The 16164-nt window shown below is 64.9% G+C and carries 19 protein-coding genes; 8 read left to right on the top strand and 11 right to left on the bottom strand.

What is annotated here, in order from left to right:
• Positions 1–54: 54 nt before the first annotated feature.
• Positions 55–1341 carry an MFS transporter gene (locus ACTJKT_RS21880; RefSeq protein ID WP_440788552.1) on the bottom strand — a complete coding sequence of 429 codons (1287 nt, stop codon included), beginning with the start codon at positions 1339–1341 and terminating at the stop codon, positions 55–57.
• Between the two features lie 140 nt (positions 1342–1481).
• On the opposite strand from ACTJKT_RS21880, the gene ACTJKT_RS21875 reads away from it, so the two are divergent.
• Positions 1482–2396, top strand: coding sequence for a LysR family transcriptional regulator (locus ACTJKT_RS21875; RefSeq protein WP_440788551.1), 915 nt, complete (start codon positions 1482–1484; stop codon positions 2394–2396).
• Positions 2397–2863: 467 nt separating this feature from the next.
• Here the strand turns inward: ACTJKT_RS21875 and ACTJKT_RS21870 are convergent, their stop codons facing one another.
• The 3 genes from ACTJKT_RS21870 to ACTJKT_RS21860 are packed head-to-tail and all read right to left on the bottom strand — an operon-like array spanning position 2864 to position 4714.
• Positions 2864–3406 carry a DUF2937 family protein gene (locus ACTJKT_RS21870; protein ID WP_440788550.1) on the bottom strand — a complete coding sequence of 181 codons (543 nt, stop codon included), beginning with the start codon at positions 3404–3406 and terminating at the stop codon, positions 2864–2866.
• An 11-nt stretch (positions 3407–3417) separates the two neighbouring features.
• Positions 3418–4194, bottom strand: a complete 777-nt coding sequence (locus ACTJKT_RS21865) for a class II glutamine amidotransferase (RefSeq protein ID WP_440788549.1) — start codon at positions 4192–4194, stop codon at positions 3418–3420.
• A gap of 25 nt (positions 4195–4219) precedes the next feature.
• The gene (locus ACTJKT_RS21860) at positions 4220–4714 is read right to left on the bottom strand and encodes an MFS transporter (RefSeq protein ID WP_307950259.1); all 495 of its coding nucleotides are present in this window, start codon (positions 4712–4714) and stop codon (positions 4220–4222) included.
• 101 nt (positions 4715–4815) lie between these two features.
• Between ACTJKT_RS21860 and ACTJKT_RS21855 the strand changes: the two genes are divergently transcribed.
• A complete protein-coding gene (locus tag ACTJKT_RS21855; RefSeq protein ID WP_440788548.1) occupies positions 4816–6870 on the top strand; it encodes a S9 family peptidase in 2055 nt (684 codons plus the stop codon).
• A 103-nt stretch (positions 6871–6973) separates the two neighbouring features.
• Positions 6974–7447: a cyclic nucleotide-binding domain-containing protein gene (locus ACTJKT_RS21850; protein ID WP_009042620.1), complete on the top strand. Its 474-nt coding sequence runs from the start codon at positions 6974–6976 to the stop codon at positions 7445–7447.
• On the opposite strand, the gene ACTJKT_RS21845 is transcribed toward ACTJKT_RS21850, so the two are convergent.
• Positions 7444–7749 (bottom strand): hypothetical protein, encoded by a 306-nt coding sequence (locus ACTJKT_RS21845; protein ID WP_097302391.1) that lies wholly within the window; start codon positions 7747–7749, stop codon positions 7444–7446. The two genes, ACTJKT_RS21850 and ACTJKT_RS21845, sit on opposite strands and share 4 nt — an antisense overlap.
• A gap of 75 nt (positions 7750–7824) precedes the next feature.
• Between ACTJKT_RS21845 and ACTJKT_RS21840 the strand changes: the two genes are divergently transcribed.
• The 4 genes from ACTJKT_RS21840 (at position 7825) to ACTJKT_RS21825 (ending at position 9994) form a co-directional block, all read left to right on the top strand.
• Positions 7825–8511, top strand: coding sequence for a hypothetical protein (locus tag ACTJKT_RS21840; RefSeq protein WP_009047571.1), 687 nt, complete (start codon positions 7825–7827; stop codon positions 8509–8511).
• A gap of 49 nt (positions 8512–8560) precedes the next feature.
• Entirely contained in the window at positions 8561–8926 is a 366-nt protein-coding gene (locus ACTJKT_RS21835; protein ID WP_440788547.1) for a YajD family HNH nuclease, read from the top strand.
• Positions 8927–9066: 140 nt separating this feature from the next.
• Positions 9067–9534 (top strand): RNA methyltransferase, encoded by a 468-nt coding sequence (locus ACTJKT_RS21830; RefSeq protein ID WP_007926908.1) that lies wholly within the window; start codon positions 9067–9069, stop codon positions 9532–9534.
• An 88-nt stretch (positions 9535–9622) separates the two neighbouring features.
• Positions 9623–9994 (top strand): YgaP family membrane protein, encoded by a 372-nt coding sequence (locus ACTJKT_RS21825; RefSeq protein ID WP_440788546.1) that lies wholly within the window; start codon positions 9623–9625, stop codon positions 9992–9994.
• 114 nt (positions 9995–10108) lie between these two features.
• On the opposite strand, the gene ACTJKT_RS21820 is transcribed toward ACTJKT_RS21825, so the two are convergent.
• A complete protein-coding gene (locus tag ACTJKT_RS21820) occupies positions 10109–11347 on the bottom strand; it encodes a hypothetical protein (RefSeq protein WP_440788545.1) in 1239 nt (412 codons plus the stop codon).
• 46 nt (positions 11348–11393) lie between these two features.
• Positions 11394–11843, bottom strand: a complete 450-nt coding sequence (locus ACTJKT_RS21815) for a YcgN family cysteine cluster protein (RefSeq protein ID WP_440788544.1) — start codon at positions 11841–11843, stop codon at positions 11394–11396.
• A 281-nt stretch (positions 11844–12124) separates the two neighbouring features.
• Here ACTJKT_RS21815 and ACTJKT_RS21810 point away from each other — a divergent pair, with 281 nt between their 5' ends.
• Complete coding sequence (locus tag ACTJKT_RS21810) at positions 12125–12718, top strand: nitroreductase family protein (protein ID WP_440788543.1); 594 nt, start codon at positions 12125–12127, stop codon at positions 12716–12718.
• Positions 12719–12850: 132 nt separating this feature from the next.
• Here the strand turns inward: ACTJKT_RS21810 and ACTJKT_RS21805 are convergent, their stop codons facing one another.
• From ACTJKT_RS21805 to ACTJKT_RS21790, 4 genes are all read right to left on the bottom strand, one after another.
• A complete protein-coding gene (locus tag ACTJKT_RS21805) occupies positions 12851–13783 on the bottom strand; it encodes a D-2-hydroxyacid dehydrogenase (protein ID WP_440788542.1) in 933 nt (310 codons plus the stop codon).
• A 127-nt stretch (positions 13784–13910) separates the two neighbouring features.
• Positions 13911–14204, bottom strand: coding sequence for a YcgL domain-containing protein (locus ACTJKT_RS21800; protein WP_053277841.1), 294 nt, complete (start codon positions 14202–14204; stop codon positions 13911–13913).
• Entirely contained in the window at positions 14201–15334 is a 1134-nt protein-coding gene (gene rnd, locus ACTJKT_RS21795) for a ribonuclease D (protein WP_440788541.1), read from the bottom strand. Before rnd ends, ACTJKT_RS21800 begins: the two co-directional genes overlap by 4 nt.
• 122 nt (positions 15335–15456) lie before the next feature.
• On the bottom strand, positions 15457–16140 hold the full coding sequence (locus ACTJKT_RS21790) for a class I SAM-dependent methyltransferase (RefSeq protein WP_440788540.1): 684 nt from the start codon (positions 16138–16140) through the stop codon (positions 15457–15459).
• Positions 16141–16164 lie beyond the last annotated feature (24 nt).

The following is a 16164-nucleotide window of genomic DNA, read 5'->3' as shown; positions in this document are numbered from 1 at the left end:
TAGCGTTTGTCGTTTTGGCTGTGGGGATCCGGTGGGATGCCCACAGATTATCAGTTAGCGGGCTTCGAGTTGCTTGCCACGGGTTTCCGGCAGGCTCAGGGCGGCCAGGACCACGATGCCGTAGGACACCGCGGCGAAGGTGCCGATGGCCGCGCCCAGTGGGATGTGCTGGCTGAGCAGGCCGATCAGCAGCGGGAACAGGGCCGCCAGGGCCCGGCCGCTGTTGTAGCAGAAGCCCTGGCCCGAACCGCGGATCCGCGTGGGGAACAGCTCGGTCAGGAAGGCGCCCATGCCGCTGAAGATCCCCGAGGCGAAGAAGCCCAGGGGGAAGCCCAGCCACAGCATCACCGCGTTGCTCACCGGCATTTGCGTGTACAGCAGGACGATGGTGAAGGAGCCGGCGGCGAACAGGACGAAGTTCTTCTTGCGCCCGAGAATATCGGTCAGATAGGCGCTGATCACATAGCCCACATAGGAGCCGAAGATCACCATGGCCAGGTAGCCGCCGGTGCTCAGCACGCTCAAGCCCCGCTCGGTCTTGAGAAAGGTCGGCAGCCAGAACGTGATGGCGTAGTAGCCGCCCTGGGCGCCGGCCGCGAGCAGCGATGCACGCAGGGTGGTGCTGAGAATTCCGGGGGCGAAAATCTCGTAGAAGCGCGAGGGGTTGTCAGGCACTTCCCGGGCCCGGGTTTCCCGGTAGACCTCCGGGTCCTTGACCAGGCGGCGGACGAAAATCACGAAGATCGCCGGCAGGATGCCCAACAGGAACAAGGCGCGCCAAGCGTCCTCCGGCGGCATCAGGGAATACATCAGCGCATACAGCAGTGCCGTGATGCCCCAGCCCAAGGCCCAGCCGGACTGCACCATGCCCACCGCCTTGCCGCGGTTTTCCGCGCGGATCACTTCGCCGATCAGCACCGCGCCAGCGGTCCACTCGCCGCCGAAACCGAAGCCCATCAGGGTCCGGGCGATCAGCAGTTGCTCGTAGTTCTGCGCCAGGCCACAGAGGAAGGTGAAGAAGGCGAACCAGAGCACGGTGAGTTGCAGGGTGCGCACCCGGCCGATGCGATCGGACAGGATGCCGGCGATCCAGCCGCCCAGGGCGGAGGCCAGCAAGGTGCTGGTGTGGATCAGCCCGGCCTCGGCGGAGCTGATGCCCCACAGGGCAATCAGGGTCGGGATGACGAAGCTGAGCATCTGGGTGTCCATGCCATCCAGGCCGTAACCGGCCTTACAGCTCCAGAACGTGCGGCGTTCCTGCTGGTTGATGTCGCGGTACCAGTCGAAAGGGCCGGCGCGGCCTTTGGCCTTGCTGGCGGCGAGCGTGTCGGGAGCACTCATGGCAAATCTCCACCTTGGTCTTATTGGTATTGTTCTGGGCCCCGACGACGCATATCGTGAGACGCAGCGATTCTTGGCGCCCGCGCCCTGCCCCGTCCAACTAATAAAAACCGCCTCCAGACATAAGAAAAGTTGATCGCATGAACCTCAAGTTTCTCGAAACCTTCGTCTGGGTGGCGCGCCTGAAAAGCTTTCGCCTGACCGCCGACAAACTCTTCACCACCCAGGCGTCGATCTCCAGCCGCATCGCCGTGCTCGAGGGCGAACTCGGGGTGAAGTTGTTCCTGCGCGATTCCCGCGGCGTGACCCTGACCCCGGAAGGCCTCAAGGTGCTCGACTATGCCGAGCAGATGATGGACACCATGCAGGCGCTCAAGCAGTCGATCGAGACCCGTTCGAGCAAGGTCGGGCGGATTCGCATCGGCGTCATGGACACCGTGATCCACACCTGGCTCAGCCCCCTGGTGGCACGGATGATGGACAGCTATCCCCAGGTGGAAATCGAGCTGGTGGCCGACACCTCGCTGAACCTCTGCGACCAGTTGCAGAAAGGCTTTCTCGACCTGGTGCTGCAAACCGACCTGCTGCGCCAGGAATCCATTCGCAGCCTGGAGCTGGCCAGCCACCCGATGGGCTGGATAGTCGCCAGCAATTCGATCTACAACCGCGAGTACGCCAACCTGGCCGAGCTGGCGCGGGAACGCATCATCACCTACTCGAAGAACTCCCTGCCGCACCAGGAAGTGCTGAGCCTGATGCAGGCCAACGGCGTGAGCGCGCCACGGCTCAACTGCGTGAACTCGGTGTCGGCCATCACTCGCCTGTTGCGCGACGGTTTCGGCATCGGCGCCTTGCCGCCGGTGCTGGTCAGCGAAGAACTGGCGCGCGGCGAACTGACCCTGCTGACCATCGACCAGCGCCCGCCGAACCTGCAGGTGGTGGTGTCATGGCGGGTGGGTGTCGAGCTGGTGGAAGAGGTGGTGGTGCTGTGTCAGCAGGTACTGGAGTGTTATGCGCGCAAGGTGGGGCCGGACTATATCGTGCTGGCGAGCTGATTCACCGCGAAGGTCTTTGTAGCCGCTGCCGAGCCTGCGAGGCTGCGAACGGCAACGCAGTTGCCGCAAAACCTGCATCCGCGATCTGCCTGGAAAAATGCGTCGTCTGGTTTACGACGGCTACGCCGTCGATCGCAGCCTGCGGCAGCAGCTACAGGGATCGCGGCGTCCGTGTAGCCGCTGCCGAGCCTGCGAGGCTGCGAACGGCAACGCAGTTGCCGCACAACCTGCATCCGCGATCAGCCTGGAAAAACGCGTCGTCTGGTTTACGACGGCTACGCCGTCGATCGCAGCCTGCGGCAGCGGCTACAGGGATCGCGGCGTCCGTGTAGCCGCTGCCGAGCCTGCGAGGCTGCGAACGGCAACGCAGTTGCCGCACAACCTGCATCCGCGATCTGCCTGGAAAAACGCGTCGGCTGGTTTACGACGGCTACGCCGTCGATCGCAGCCTGCGGCAGCGGCTACGGTCACAACCCCTTCAAGTCACGCTCTTCGATCGGCCGGCTCTGGCGCAGGCGCTTGCCGCCGAGCACCACCCAGTCGATCAGGCGATACAGGCATTCCAGGCCGAACGACAGCAGCAAGGCGCCGCTCATGGCCCAGATCATCGCCTCCGGGGTCAGCAGGATCTGGTAGCTGTAGCCGTTCCAGGTTTCCTTGCGGATATCCGGGTCGGCGGCCAGCACCACTTGCAGCAGGCGGATGTACCAGGGGCCCTGCATGGCCTGGAACTGCTTGTCCAAGGCACGCTGGCGAACGAGCAGGTTGCCCAGGCTGTCGGCGTCGCTGCGGAACACCGGATCGTCACTGGCCCGATAGTGGGCGACCAGCGCCTGCAGATCGCCCTTGAAGAACTGGTTGGCGGTGCCCTGGAACCCTTGAAGGCCGACCTGGGCCTCGATCAGGTGAGCCTCGACGCGCTTGGCGTAATCGCTGATGAAACCCGGCACCTGGACGCCGACCAACAGGCCCGCCGCAAACAACACCAGCCGCAGATAACTGAGCAACATAGGGGATGTCCTTATTCGGTCTGGCCGTGCAGCACGCATTCACCGCGCCGCCACAGGCTCCATTGGCCCGGCTCGTAGCGAGTCCAGGTTTCGTTTTCGGTCAGGGGTTCGGTGGCGATCACCGTCACCACGTCGTTGGGCGTGGTTTCCGCCTGGAAGTCGACGATCACATCGACGTCCTTCAGGCGAGCCGGGCCAAAGGGCGCGCGGCGGGTGATCTGCGCCAGCTTGGTCGAGCAGTAGCAGAACAGCCAGTCGCCGTCGCTGAGCAGGCAGTTGAACACGCCCTTGCTGCGATATTCGGCGCAGGCGGCCACCAGCGACGGCAGCAGCTCCTCGACTTCCACCGGCTCGGGAAAGGCTGCGCGCACCCGGTTGAGCAGATCGCAGAAGGCCGCTTCGCTGTCGGTATCGCCCACCGGACGATAGAAGCTGATGGCCGGCTGGAAGTTCGCCAGCTGGCCGTTGTGGGCGAAACACCAGTTGCGCCCCCACAGCTCGCGCACGAACGGATGGGTATTGGACAGGCAGACCTTGCCGACGTTGGCCTGGCGAATGTGGCCGATCACCACTTCGCTCTTGATCGGGTAGCGCTGCACCAGGTTGGCCACTTCCGACTCGCTGCTCGCCGCCGGGTCCTGGAACAGGCGCAGGCCACGGCCCTCGTAGAACGCGATGCCCCAGCCGTCGCGATGCGGGCCGGTACGCCCGCCGCGCTGCATCAGCCCGGTAAAGCTGAACACGATATCGGTCGGTACATTGGCGCTCATGCCCAATAACTCACACATGCTCGGACTCTCGCTTCAATGCGGGTTACAGACGCGGCTCGATCCGCGAACGCTGGGGGTTGCTGGGCACTGGCGGGCGGCCATAACGATCGTCGCCGGCGCCGCCGAAAGGCTGGTCGTCCGGCTCTTCGGCACGGGCCGCGGCCTTGGCGGCCTCGGCCTGTTCCTTGCGGGCCTTGGAAGCGCGTTCGATCGGCCAGCGGATCAGGACGAACACCAGGTAGATGCCGAAGGCGATCACGCCGTACATGAACAGGTCGGAGACCGCGCGCCAGGCGTTGTTGCCGACCTTGAACAGCATGTCCAGGGCGGTGATGGCCACGGCCGGGGCGAACATCTCCTTGACCGGGTCGACCACGGTCGGGCTGAACAGCAGCACCGCCACCAGTATCCGCAGCGGCTCGCGCAGCCAGCGCCACATCCAGCGGGTCAGGCGCATCCACACCAGCAGGCAGCCCAAGGCGGCGAAGGCGTAAAGCCCCCAAGCGATCAGATAGTCGTTCTCGGTCATGGTGTCCATGGCAAGGCAGGCAAAGAGGCGCTTATGATAACGGCTTTTCGCATGTCAGGCTGCACCGCCGTCTGCCGCGCCCTTAATTGTCACCGCCCCGAGAGCCCTTCATGCCCGTATCCGCCCCCGTCACCAGTGCCCCGATCGCCCACAAGGCCGAAGGCCCGGACCCGTACGCCTGGCTCCAGGAGCGCGACACCGACGCCGTGTTCGATTACCTGAAGGCCGAAAACAGCTACCAGGAAGCCGCCCTCGCCGACCAGGCCGAGCTGCGCGAAACCCTGTTCCAGGAAATCAAGGGACGGATCCTGGAGACCGACCTGTCCCTGCCCTCGCCCTGGGGCCCGTACCTGTATTACACCCGCACCACCGCCGGCGACGAATACGCCCGGCACTACCGTTGCCCGCGTCCGGCCGATGATAGTCTGACTGTCGACGAAAGCCAGGAACAGCTGCTGCTGGACCCGAACGAGCTGGCCAACGGCGGCTTCTTCTCCCTCGGTGCCTTCAGCATCAGCCCCGACCACCAGCGCCTGGCCTACAGCCTCGACACCAGCGGCGAAGAGGTCTACAGCCTGTTCGTCAAGGAACTGTCCAGCGGCAAGGTCAGCGAGCTGGAGTTCGCCGATTGCGACGGCAGCATGACCTGGGCCAACGACAGCCTGACCCTGTTCTTCGGTGTGCTGGACGACACCCATCGCCCGCACAAACTGTTCCGATATCGCCTGGACGGCACCGCCGCCGAGGAAGTGTTCCATGAGCCGGACGGACGGTTCTTCCTCCATTGCTATCGCTCAAGCTCGGAGAAACAGCTGCTGCTGTCCCTGGGCAGCAAGACCACCAGCGAGGTCTGGGTACTCGACGCGACGCAGCCGCAACACGCCTTCACCTGCCTGGCGCCGCGGGTCGAGCACCATGAGTACGACGTCGACCACGGCCTGCTCGACGGCCAGTGGACCTGGTTTATCCGCAGCAACCGCGACGGCATCAACTTCGCCCTCTACCAGGCGCCGGACCAGGGCACGGTGCCAGGTGAAGCCGACTGGCAGAACCTGATCCCCCACAGCGACAGCGTGATGCTCGAAGGCCTGAGCCTGAACGACTCGGCCATGACCCTGAGCCTGCGCGAAGGCGGCCTGCCGATCATCGAGGTGCATCCCGAAGGCCTGCCGGCCTATCGCGTGCAACTGCCGGATGCGGCCTACAGCCTGCATGTGCAGAACAGCCTGGAGTTCGTCAGCCCGCTTATCCGCCTGCGCTACGAGGCGCTGAACCGCCCGGCGCAGATCCGCCAGCTGGAACTGGCCGACGGCGAACAGAAAGTGCTCAAGGAAACCCCGGTACTGGGCGTCTTCGACCCGGATGCCTATGTCAGCCAGCGCCTGTGGGCGACCGCCGCCGATGGCACCCAGGTGCCGATCAGCCTGGTGATCAAGCGCGAAGCCCTGGGCCGGCCGGCACCGCTGTACCTCTACGGCTACGGTGCCTACGGCGAAAGCCTCGACCCCTGGTTCTCCCATGCCCGCCTGAGCCTGCTGGAGCGTGGCGTAGCCTTCGCCATTGCCCATGTGCGGGGCGGCGGCGAGCTGGGCGAAGCCTGGTACCGCGCCGGCAAGCAGGAACACAAGCAGAACACCTTCAGCGACTTCATCGCCTGCGCCGAACACCTGATCGCCCAGGGCCTGACCACTTCCGGACAACTGGCCATCAGCGGCGGCAGCGCCGGCGGCCTGTTGATCGGCGCGGTGCTCAACCAGCGCCCGGAACTGTTCAAGGCAGCGATCGCCGAGGTGCCGTTCGTCGATGTGCTCAACACCATGCTCGACCCCGAGCTGCCGCTGACCGTCACCGAGTACGACGAATGGGGCAACCCCGAGGAGCCCGAGGTCTACGCGCGGATCAAGGCCTACGCGCCCTACGAGAATGTCGAGGCCAAGGCCTATCCGGCGACCCTGGTGATCGCCGGCTACAACGACAGCCGCGTGCAGTACTGGGAAGCGGCCAAGTGGGTGGCCCGGCTGCGCGCCACCAAGACCGACGACAACCTGCTGCTGCTCAAGACCGAGCTGGGCGCCGGACACGGCGGCATGAGCGGGCGTTACCAGGGATTGCGTGACGTAGCGCTCGAATATGCATTTGTTTTCAAGATTCTGGGCATCGCCTGAGGAACTCCGGCCGGCGCTCCTGTCTTAACACGGGACCGCCGATTCCAGGCCATACTGCAAACGCCCGGGACCGCAACAGACACAAGAAAAAGACCGTGACGACATGCCAGAACCTACCTTGTTGAACAACGAAATCCGCGATTGGCTGATGGACTGCGGATTGTTCGATCAACTCTTGCCGGCCGACTTCAACGCCGCCGCCGGTTACTTCAGCATCAGCAGCATCGCCCAGGGCCAGGAAATCTTCCGCGAAGGCGATGCCGGCAGCTTCATGTGCATCATCCATTCCGGCCAGGTGGCGGTGCAGAAGACCAACAGCGAAGGCGTGCGCGTAACCATCGCCACCCTGCGCAGCGGTCGGGCCTTTGGCGAGATGGCGGTGCTCGATGGCGAGCGGCGTTCGGCCAGTTGCGTGGCCGCCAGCGATTGCCGGCTGCTCAACCTGGGCAAGGACTCGCTGGAGAAAATGCTCAACGACGCACCGAAGATCGCCGCCAAGATCATCCGCGCCCTCGCCGTTTCACTGTCCAAGCGCCTGCGCATGGCCGACGGGCAGTTGCTGTCGCAACAGGTCTAGCCACCCGGCGTCTTGGTTTTCGTCTGGTTCTGCTCCAACCCTGGCAGGGGCTGGTCCTTCGGCGGCTTGGGCATGTCGATCGGCGGCAGCAATGGCGCGCCGCCATGGGCCGAGGCCTTGGGGGTGCTGGGCGGCGTGACCTGGGGATAAGGGGTCGGGGTCGCGGTGCCGGGCGAGCCGGCGGCGGGGACCGGCGTCACGGGCACGGCCTGCAGTTCCTCGGCGTGCACGGCGCTCATCGCGAGCGCCGCACTTAGCAAGAGCGCTGTGCGGGCAATGACCGTTAGAATAGTGCGCTTCATCAATGGCTCCATCGCTATTGTCAGCCCTCAGGCTACTCCCAACCGGGCCGGTTTGCCTTCCTCATTGAGACCCTCATGAAACGTTTCGTTCTGCTGGACACCACCCCGATTCCCGAAAATGGCGGTGCCTTGTGCCTGTTCGAATACGGCGAGGATTTTGTCATCAAGATCCAGGGCGGCGACGGCGGGCAACTGATGAACACGCGCATGCACGGTTCCGAAGACGCCCTGGCCGAGATCCCCTGCCGCAAAGTGGCCGGGCGCCCGAATTCGCGGGTACTGATCGGCGGCCTGGGCATGGGCTTCACCCTCGCCTCGGCCCTCAAGCACCTGGGCAAGGGCGCCGAAGTGGTGGTCGCCGAGTTGGTGCCGGGGGTGGTGGAATGGAACCGCGGGCCGCTGGGGGAGAAATCCGGCCGGCCGTTGCTCGACCCGCGCACGGTGATCCGCATGGAAGACGTGGCCAAGGTACTGCAGGCCGAGCCCCAGGGGTTCGACGCGATCATGCTCGACGTCGACAACGGCCCCGAAGGCCTGACCCAGAAGGCCAACAGCTGGCTGTACTCCGCCGCCGGGCTGGCGGCCTGCGCCCGGGCCCTGCGGCCCAAGGGCGTGCTGGCCGTGTGGTCGGCCAGCGCCGACAAGCAGTATTCCGACAAGCTGCGTAAAGCCGGCTTCAAGGCCGAGCAAGTGCAGGTCTTCGCCCACGGCAACAAGGGCACCCGCCACACCATCTGGATTGCCGAGAAGCTCAAGGCCTGAGCTAAACTTGGCTCATTACCGTCATTAGTCTTTGCATAAAGGTGAACCCATGAGTTCGACCAACACCTCCAAGCTCGACCGCATCCTCGCCGACGCCCAGCGCGACCGCGAGATGGGCTACCGCGACAAGGCCCTGAAGATGTACCCGCACGTCTGTGGGCGCTGCGCCCGCGAGTTCTCCGGCAAGCGCCTGAGCGAGCTGACCGTGCACCACCGCGACCACAACCACGACAACAACCCGCAGGACGGTTCCAACTGGGAACTGCTGTGCCTGTACTGCCACGACAACGAACACTCGCGCTACACCGACCAGCAGTACTTCGGCGACGGCTCCCTGAGCACGCCGAAAGTCGCCAAGGCCACCCACAACCCCTTCGCCGCATTGGCGGGGTTGATGAAGAAAGACGACGAGTAACCATCGCTCTCTCCGGTTCGACAGGACCGGCCTCTCGCGGGCAAGCCTCGCTCCTACAGANCCCGCGATGCGTTTGCCGGATCCAACCGCCGGCCGACAATCCCCGTATAATCGCGGTTTTTCTCGAAGGCACCCCGCTCGTGGCAAACAAAAGGTACAGCTGCATTGGTTTGTATAACCCCAAGTCACCGGAGAACGTTGGTTCGGTGATGCGCGCCGCCGGCTGCTATGGCGTCGCGTCGGTGTTCTACACCGGCAAGCGCTATGAACGGGCCCGCGACTTCGTCACCGACACCAAGAAGGTCCACCAGGACATTCCGCTGATCGGCATCGACGACCTGAAGAAGATCCTGCCCCTGGGCTGCGTGCCGGTGGCGGTGGAGCTGGTGGAGGGCGCCCGCTCGCTGCCGGAGTACACCCACCCGGATCGCGCGCTGTACATCTTCGGCCCGGAAGACGGCTCCCTGGACAAGGACATCCGCGACTGGTGCGAAGACGTGGTCTACATCCCGACCACCGGCTGCATGAACCTCGCCGCTACCGTCAATGTGGTGCTCTACGACCGCCTGGCCAAGGGCAACAACACCCGCTCCGGTCCCAAGTTTTAAGCGCTGTTCCGAGTTCGCAGCCCATCCGATGGAACAAGCGACGCGCCAGCGCAGTCAGCTTTATATCCATCCCCTCTGGAGACAGATCATGAGCGACAGCAAACAACTGGAAGCTATTGCAAGCACTCCCTTGCAGAGCCCGCCGGAGCAGAACGTACAGGGCTGGGAGCGCATCGGCTCGCTGGCCGGCGGCGTGGCGATGGTCGGCAAGGGCCTGCGCCGTGGCGGGGTGTTCGGCCTGATCCAGGTGGCCATCGGCGGGGTCGCCCTGGCCCGCGGCATCACCGGCCACAGCTCGGCGAAAAGCCTGCTGGAGAAAAGCCGCCAGGACATGCAGAACGTGCGGGCGAAGATCGAGCGCGCCGGCGCGGAACTCAAGACCCTCAAGGCCAATGCCGAGGCGGCGAAGCGTACTGCGACAGGCAAGGATTCGCTGCAATCGCCCAAGACCGGGGGTTGATAGTCGGACGCGAAACTCGCGTTGAATGACGGGACGCTATCGCGAGCAAGCTTCGCTCCTACAAAANTGTAGGAGCGAAGCTTGCTCGCGATGACCGCAAAGCGGTCGATTGCGCTAGCGCAACAAATCGCTGTCGAGCACCTTCGACGAGCCGTCCAGCACCGTCTCGCTGAGCTGGACGAACTCCTTGGTGCTGACCCGCTCCAGACGCATCACCGCCCGGGTCACGTCATCCAGCGAACGCTTGTTGCGGGTCTTCAGGCGGATCTCCCGATCCAGTTCCTGCAACAGCAGCACGGCCCTGGCCACCACCGGCGCGTCCACCTGCTCGCCGCGCAGGCTGCCGACGCCCTGGCCGCTCTTGGCCAACCGAGCCTCCAGGGCCTGATAACGCTCGTCGCTCATGCCGCCGGCGCGGCGCATCAATTCGATGGCGTAGTACTCCGCCAGCCCCTCGCCGATCCAGTCGCTGCGCTCGCTGTCGTTGATCCGGGCAAAGGCCTGGATCACCTCGCGCAGCAGCGGGCTGGTGCCGCTCTCGCTGACCAGCGGCAGGCGGCTGTGCAGGAACAGCGAATCGTGCCCGGCCAGGCTGCCGCGCCACATCGGGTCGGCCGCGCCGACGATCAGCAACTTGTTGGGATGACGAGGAAAGGTCGCCTGGATCTGCGGCCAGACGAAGGTCAGCAGGGTCAGCACATCCATGCGCCGCATGCCCTGCCCTTGCGGCGAGGCCACCGTGACTTCGGTTTCCCCCAGCCGGGTGCGGCGACTGCCCAGGGCGCCGGCCAGCATCCAGCCGGTGGGGCGGTCGAACAGGCGCGCGGGGTTATCGATACGGAAGCGGTTCTTGCCGATCCGCGGCCAGGCGGTTTCCACGCTTTTCCAACCCGCAGGCAACTCGAACTCCAGGCGCGACACCAGCTCGATGCCGTCCTGCTGGTCGAGCTTCGCCGCCGGTACCAGCGCATCGCCACGCAACAAGGCCCAGTGCGGGGTCATGCGGCTGTCGAAGCTGTCTTTCTTCAGGCTGTGGCTGATCCGCACCCGGTAGCTCAGGCTGGCCTTGCCGCTGGCCGGACGCCATACGCCACGCTGTACCGCGGGGGCCTTGGCTGCGCCGGGCTGCCATTGGCCATCGGCCTTGAAGTCGCTGTAGTCGCCATGGGTGCCCAGGTCGAAATCCAGGCTGCGCACCGCCGCGCCGTCCGCCAGGGTCAGGCGCACTTCCGCCTGGTCGCTCTGCGGCAACAGACGCACGTGGTAATCCAGATCGACTTTTTTCGCCGCCCACCCCGGCGCACTGAGCACCAGCAGCCAACCAGCCAGCGCCAGCCTTGCCCCCACAGCCATACACACTCCTTCGTGAAACAACCTTGAACGCGAGCGCGGCGTAGCTTCAGCCGGCGCGGAAAATCAGATGATCTTCCCAGTCCTCTTCGGCCACGCTGCCTTCGGCGAGCATGCGTCCGGATTGGGAAATACGCTCGTGGTGCACCGCATCGCGGTCACCGCACACCAGATGGTGCCAGAGCGGCAGGTCCTTGCCCTCGCTGACCAGGCGATAACCGCAGGTCGGCGGCAGCCATTTGAACTCATCGGCCTTGCCCGGGGTGAGCTGGATGCAGTCCGGCACCGAGGCGCGGCGGTTGGCGTAGTCGCTGCACTGGCAGGTCTTCAGGTCCAGCAGTTTGCAGGCGATGCGGGTGTAGTAGACGCTGTTGTCGTCTTCATCCTCGAGCTTCTGCAGGCAGCACAGGCCACAACCATCGCACAACGACTCCCACTCCTCCTGATCGAGTTGTTCGAGGGTTTTGCGGATCCAGAAGGGTTCAACTTTGGCGGCCATGGCTCAGGTAATCGGTATCGGACAGGGAAAAGGCCGCCAGTCTAGTGCCAGCAGCCCCTTGGGCCAAGCGCCGGCGACTGTCGGTAAGGCACTACTTGTCAGGCCGCATGCGGCGCAGTAGCTTTGCCTGTCGCAAAGCCCTATGTCCGCGTGCCATTAGCGCTCGACCGCGTCGCACCGGTGAACCGCCCCAGGGTCAGGAAAAAACCCCATTGCCCAGTTCAACTGCGCTCGCCGGTTTATCCACATCTCATTCTCAAACCTAGCCAGGAATCTCTGTCATGAGCGCCAATCCCCGCGTTGCCGAGTACGCCATTCACCCGCAGTTCACCGATCGCTGGTCGCCGCGCGCCTTCACCGGCGAAGCCATCCCCGAGGAAACCCTGCTGAGCTTCTTCGAAGCCGCGCGCTGGGCACCGTCGGCCTATAACTCGCAGCCGTGGCGCTTCCTCTATGCGCGCCGCGACACGCCGAACTGGGAACGTTTCCTCGGCCTGCTCAACGAGTTCAACCGTGGCTGGGCGCAGCACGCCTCGGCGCTGGTGATAGTGATCTCGAAAACCACCTTCGCCGCGCCTGGCGCCAGCGAAGAAACCCCGGCCCTGTGGCACACCTTCGACACCGGTTCGGCCTGGGGCCACCTGGCGCTGCAAGCCAGCATCAGCGGCTGGCACACCCACGGCATGGCCGGGTTCGACCAGGAACTGACCCGCAAGGAGCTGAAGATTCCAGAAGGTTATGCCCTGCATGCCGCCGTGGCCGTCGGCAAGCTGGGCGACAAGGCGAGCCTCGCCGAATACCTGCAGGCCCGTGAAGAGCCAAGCCCGCGTCGCCCGCTGAGCGAAACCGTGGCCGAAGGCGACTTCAGCCTGTAAGCCTGATGCAATCCCTGTAGCCGCTGCCGCAGGCTGCGATAAGTCCGAAGGACTTCAGCGATCTTCAGATCCTGCGCCCACGTTGTGGGCGATCGCAGCCTTCGGCAGCGGCTACAGAGTTCGTGATCCCCCTCAGTAACCCCGCGAGAAATCCACTTCGCCACGCAACGCCGCGTCGGCCTGATAGGCCCGCAGGTTGTCGATGAACAACTGCGCCATCAGGGTCGGCGAAGTCGGCGCCGAGCTGTGGCCGGTCAGCAGCAGGCCCCAGGCGGTCCAGAACGGATGGCGCTGCGGCAGCGGCTCCTGACGGCAGACGTCGATCACCGCCCCCGCCAGATGCCCTTCCTTCAAGGCCTCCACCAGATCCGCATCGACCACCGCGACCCCGCGGCCGGTGTTGATGAACAGGCCGGTCGGCTTGAACTGCTTGAACAGCGCCGCGTTGTACAGATCATGAGTGTGCGGCGTGTTGGGCAGCAGGTTGACCACATAATCCACCTCGCCCACCAGGCGCCCGAGCTCCGACAACGCCGCCACTTCGATAAACGGCGCCTGCTCCCGGGCTTCGCTGGCGATGCCGTACAGCTCGACGCCGAATGGCAGCAGGAACTGCGCCACGCTCTGGCCGATATCGCCCGCGCCGACGATCAGCACCTTGCGTCCGGCCAGGCTCTGGCCCGTGCGGTTATCCCACTTGCGCTCGACCTGGCTGACCAGGCGCGCCAGGACTTCGCGCTCGTGGCCGAGCATATAGGTGAGCACGTATTCGGCCATGACCTGGCCAAAGATCCCCACGGCGCGGGTCAGCCGGTAATGCCGTGGCAGGCCGTCGGCGAGCAGCGGCGTGATGCCGGCCCAGGTCGATTGCAGCCACTGTGGCTGGTGGCCCTGGCGCAACAGGGTGGCCAGCAGGTCCGGCTGGCCGAGCCAGACCGCGCAGTCCGCGGCCAGCTTCGACAATTCGGCGGAGTCGCCGCTGGTGAGCACTTCCAGGTCAGGTGCCAGCTGACGCAACAAACGGGCATAAATAGCGTGATCGTGTTCGGCAATCAGAACGCGCATGGTTCAAACCTTACAAAACGGTGCAGGCGGCCGCCGACGGAGTATCGCTCCATCGATCGCGGCAGCCGCCAGATATAGTCAGTTCCATTTTCAAGGATGCCCCGGACAGGGCATCTACAGGTGTCCGTCAGACCGGATCATTACGGCGCAACAGCTCTTCGGGCAAGTGCTCGATGTACTCGTCCTCGGCCGGTGGCATCTGCAGGTGGTAACCCTGCTTGTCGAGGTTCTCCAGCACCTGGTGAATGTCCTCGCGCGACAGCTTGCGCTCCGGGGTCAGCACCAGGTCGAAGGCGTGCTGCGGCTTGCCGAACGCCAGCAGCAGGTTTTCCGGCACGCGCTCCAGGGCATCGCTCTTGAGCACGTAGAGGTACATCTCGTTCTTGCGCGGGCTTTTGTAGATGGAGCAGATACGTTTCATGGCTGTTCTCCGGCGGTGGCCAGGCTGTCGAGCAGCGCCTGGCCCATCAATTCGCGGCGCCAGCCACGCAGCGAATCGGGCAATTGGTAGGGTCCGTTGGGAAAGCCGCTCTTGAGCAGGCTTTCCAGGGTTTTCTTGCGCAGCATCAGTTCCGGGGCGATGCCCAGGCGCTCGGCTTCGGCCTGGCCGACGGCGCGCAGGCGCTTGAGCAGGGCCGAGGCTTCCATCGGCAACGGCTCGGGGACGGCCGGCGGCCACTGGTCGGGGCCAACGCTGGCGGCACGCTTGATCAGGCCCAGCAGGAACTCGCCGTCCTGACGCACGGTGCGCGGGTGCATGTCTTCGATTTTCGCCAGGGCGCCGAGGCTGTCCGGCTGGCTCTTGGCCAACGGCCACAGCGAGTGTTCGCGCACGATCCGGTTGCGCGGCAGGTCCCGTGCCCGTGCCTCGCTCTCGCGCCAGGCGCAGAGTTCACGCAAGACCGCCAGCTGCGCGCGGGACAGTTTCCAGGCCAGCTTGGCCTCGCGGTAGACCTCGTAGGGATCGACTTCGCGACGCAGGTTGGCCACCAGCTCGGCGCCGTCTTCCAGCACCCAGTTGTATTTGTCCTCGGACAGTTTCGGCCGCAGCTGGGTGAAAACCTCGGCCAGGTGCACGGCGTCTTCGGCGGCGTAGCTGACCTGGGTTTCCGACAGCGGACGCTGCAGCCAGTCGGAGCGGGTCTCGCCCTTGGGCAGCTCGATGCCCAGCACTTCCTGGACCAGTCGCGAGTAGCCCATGGAAAAACCCAGGTTCAGGTAGGCGGCCGCCAGTTGCGTGTCGAACAACGGCGCCGGCAGGCTGCCGGTCAGGCGCAGCAGGACTTCGAGGTCCTCGCTGCAGGCGTGCACCACCTTGACCACCGCGCTGTTCTCCAGCAAGGCCGCCAGCGGCTGCCAGTCGTCGATGGTCAAGGGGTCGATGAGGTAAGCGCGCTGGCCATCGCCGACCTGCAACAGGCCGGCGATCGGATAGAAGGTGTCGACCCGCATGAATTCGGTGTCGAGGGCGACGAATGGCAGCTTCTGCCACTCGGTGCAGAATTGACCGAGGCTATCGTTGTCGCGAATCCAGTGAATATCGATGGCCACACGGCTCTCCCTTGAAGAATGGCGCGCAGTATATATCGCCCTCGGCGATTTCTGAGCATTCACTCGACAAGAGCCTGCGCGAAATCGGCGCCTGGCCACAAGAATAGTCCGCACCCCGTCGGCTAACCCTGTTTGCGCAGTACATAAACCCGCCAGGCGGCACAGCCGGGAATGAAATCCTGATGGCTGAGCACTTCGAACCCCGCGCCCTTGAATTCGGCCTCGACCCGCGCCCGGCTGGTCTGCCCCCATGGCTCAGGCTGCAGCTGCTGGCTGCGGCTGCCCAGCAGCCGGTCCTGCAGCCCCTTGAGGCGACTGTCGATGCGCACCGCGAGGATCACCGCGTCACGACTGACCCGGTGAAACTCGTCCAGCAATGCCAGACGCGCCTCGCTGCTGGCGACATGGGGGAACAGTTGCAGGCAGACGATGCAGTCCACCGCGTTGGCCGACAGGCCGATGCTGAACGACGAACTCTGGAAGGTCCTGACCCGCCTGAGCAGGCTGGCCGGATGGTGGGTCTGGGCGTGGTTGAGCATGTCCTGGGACGGGTCCGCCGCCAGGATCACCCTATTACTGTGTTCGCCCAGCACCGGCCAGAAGCGCCCCGCGCCACAGGCCAGGTCGAGAATCAGCCCCGGCTCGCCCGCCACCTTCAGCGCGCGGCGAACCAGCCACTCGTCGCGCCACAGCGACAGGCGCCGCCCCAGCCCGAGCGGACGCTCGTCGCCACAGACGCGCGCATGCGCCTGGTCATAGCGCCTGGCGAACTCAAGCTCGAGGGGGGATGGAGGGTGCGCGGACATGGATCTGCTGGCTCTTGTAAGTCT

Origin of the sequence: Pseudomonas sp. 22526, from assembly GCF_052044735.1 — a bacterium.
Taxonomy (GTDB): Bacteria; Pseudomonadota; Gammaproteobacteria; order Pseudomonadales; family Pseudomonadaceae; genus Aquipseudomonas; species Aquipseudomonas piscium.
This window is presented reverse-complemented; position numbering and strand designations above follow the sequence as displayed.

Excerpts from the sequence above, each read along its gene's own strand:
- ACTJKT_RS21845 (WP_097302391.1), bottom strand. The coding sequence starts at position 7,749 with ATGAAGCGCACTATTCTAACGGTCATTGCCCGCACAGCGCTCTTGCTA.
- ACTJKT_RS21835 (WP_440788547.1), top strand. The coding sequence starts at position 8,561 with ATGAGTTCGACCAACACCTCCAAGCTCGACCGCATCCTCGCCGACGCC.
- ACTJKT_RS21790 (WP_440788540.1), bottom strand. The coding sequence starts at position 16,140 with ATGTCCGCGCACCCTCCATCCCCCCTCGAGCTTGAGTTCGCCAGGCGC.
- ACTJKT_RS21855 (WP_440788548.1), top strand. The coding sequence starts at position 4,816 with ATGCCCGTATCCGCCCCCGTCACCAGTGCCCCGATCGCCCACAAGGCC.
- ACTJKT_RS21810 (WP_440788543.1), top strand. The coding sequence starts at position 12,125 with ATGAGCGCCAATCCCCGCGTTGCCGAGTACGCCATTCACCCGCAGTTC.
- ACTJKT_RS21875 (WP_440788551.1), top strand. The coding sequence starts at position 1,482 with ATGAACCTCAAGTTTCTCGAAACCTTCGTCTGGGTGGCGCGCCTGAAA.
- ACTJKT_RS21840 (WP_009047571.1), top strand. The coding sequence starts at position 7,825 with ATGAAACGTTTCGTTCTGCTGGACACCACCCCGATTCCCGAAAATGGC.
- ACTJKT_RS21880 (WP_440788552.1), bottom strand. The coding sequence starts at position 1,341 with ATGAGTGCTCCCGACACGCTCGCCGCCAGCAAGGCCAAAGGCCGCGCC.
- ACTJKT_RS21825 (WP_440788546.1), top strand. The coding sequence starts at position 9,623 with ATGAGCGACAGCAAACAACTGGAAGCTATTGCAAGCACTCCCTTGCAG.
- ACTJKT_RS21800 (WP_053277841.1), bottom strand. The coding sequence starts at position 14,204 with ATGAAACGTATCTGCTCCATCTACAAAAGCCCGCGCAAGAACGAGATG.
- ACTJKT_RS21860 (WP_307950259.1), bottom strand. The coding sequence starts at position 4,714 with ATGGACACCATGACCGAGAACGACTATCTGATCGCTTGGGGGCTTTAC.
- ACTJKT_RS21820 (WP_440788545.1), bottom strand. The coding sequence starts at position 11,347 with ATGGCTGTGGGGGCAAGGCTGGCGCTGGCTGGTTGGCTGCTGGTGCTC.
- ACTJKT_RS21870 (WP_440788550.1), bottom strand. The coding sequence starts at position 3,406 with ATGTTGCTCAGTTATCTGCGGCTGGTGTTGTTTGCGGCGGGCCTGTTG.
- ACTJKT_RS21805 (WP_440788542.1), bottom strand. The coding sequence starts at position 13,783 with ATGCGCGTTCTGATTGCCGAACACGATCACGCTATTTATGCCCGTTTG.
- ACTJKT_RS21815 (WP_440788544.1), bottom strand. The coding sequence starts at position 11,843 with ATGGCCGCCAAAGTTGAACCCTTCTGGATCCGCAAAACCCTCGAACAA.
- ACTJKT_RS21850 (WP_009042620.1), top strand. The coding sequence starts at position 6,974 with ATGCCAGAACCTACCTTGTTGAACAACGAAATCCGCGATTGGCTGATG.
- ACTJKT_RS21865 (WP_440788549.1), bottom strand. The coding sequence starts at position 4,194 with ATGTGTGAGTTATTGGGCATGAGCGCCAATGTACCGACCGATATCGTG.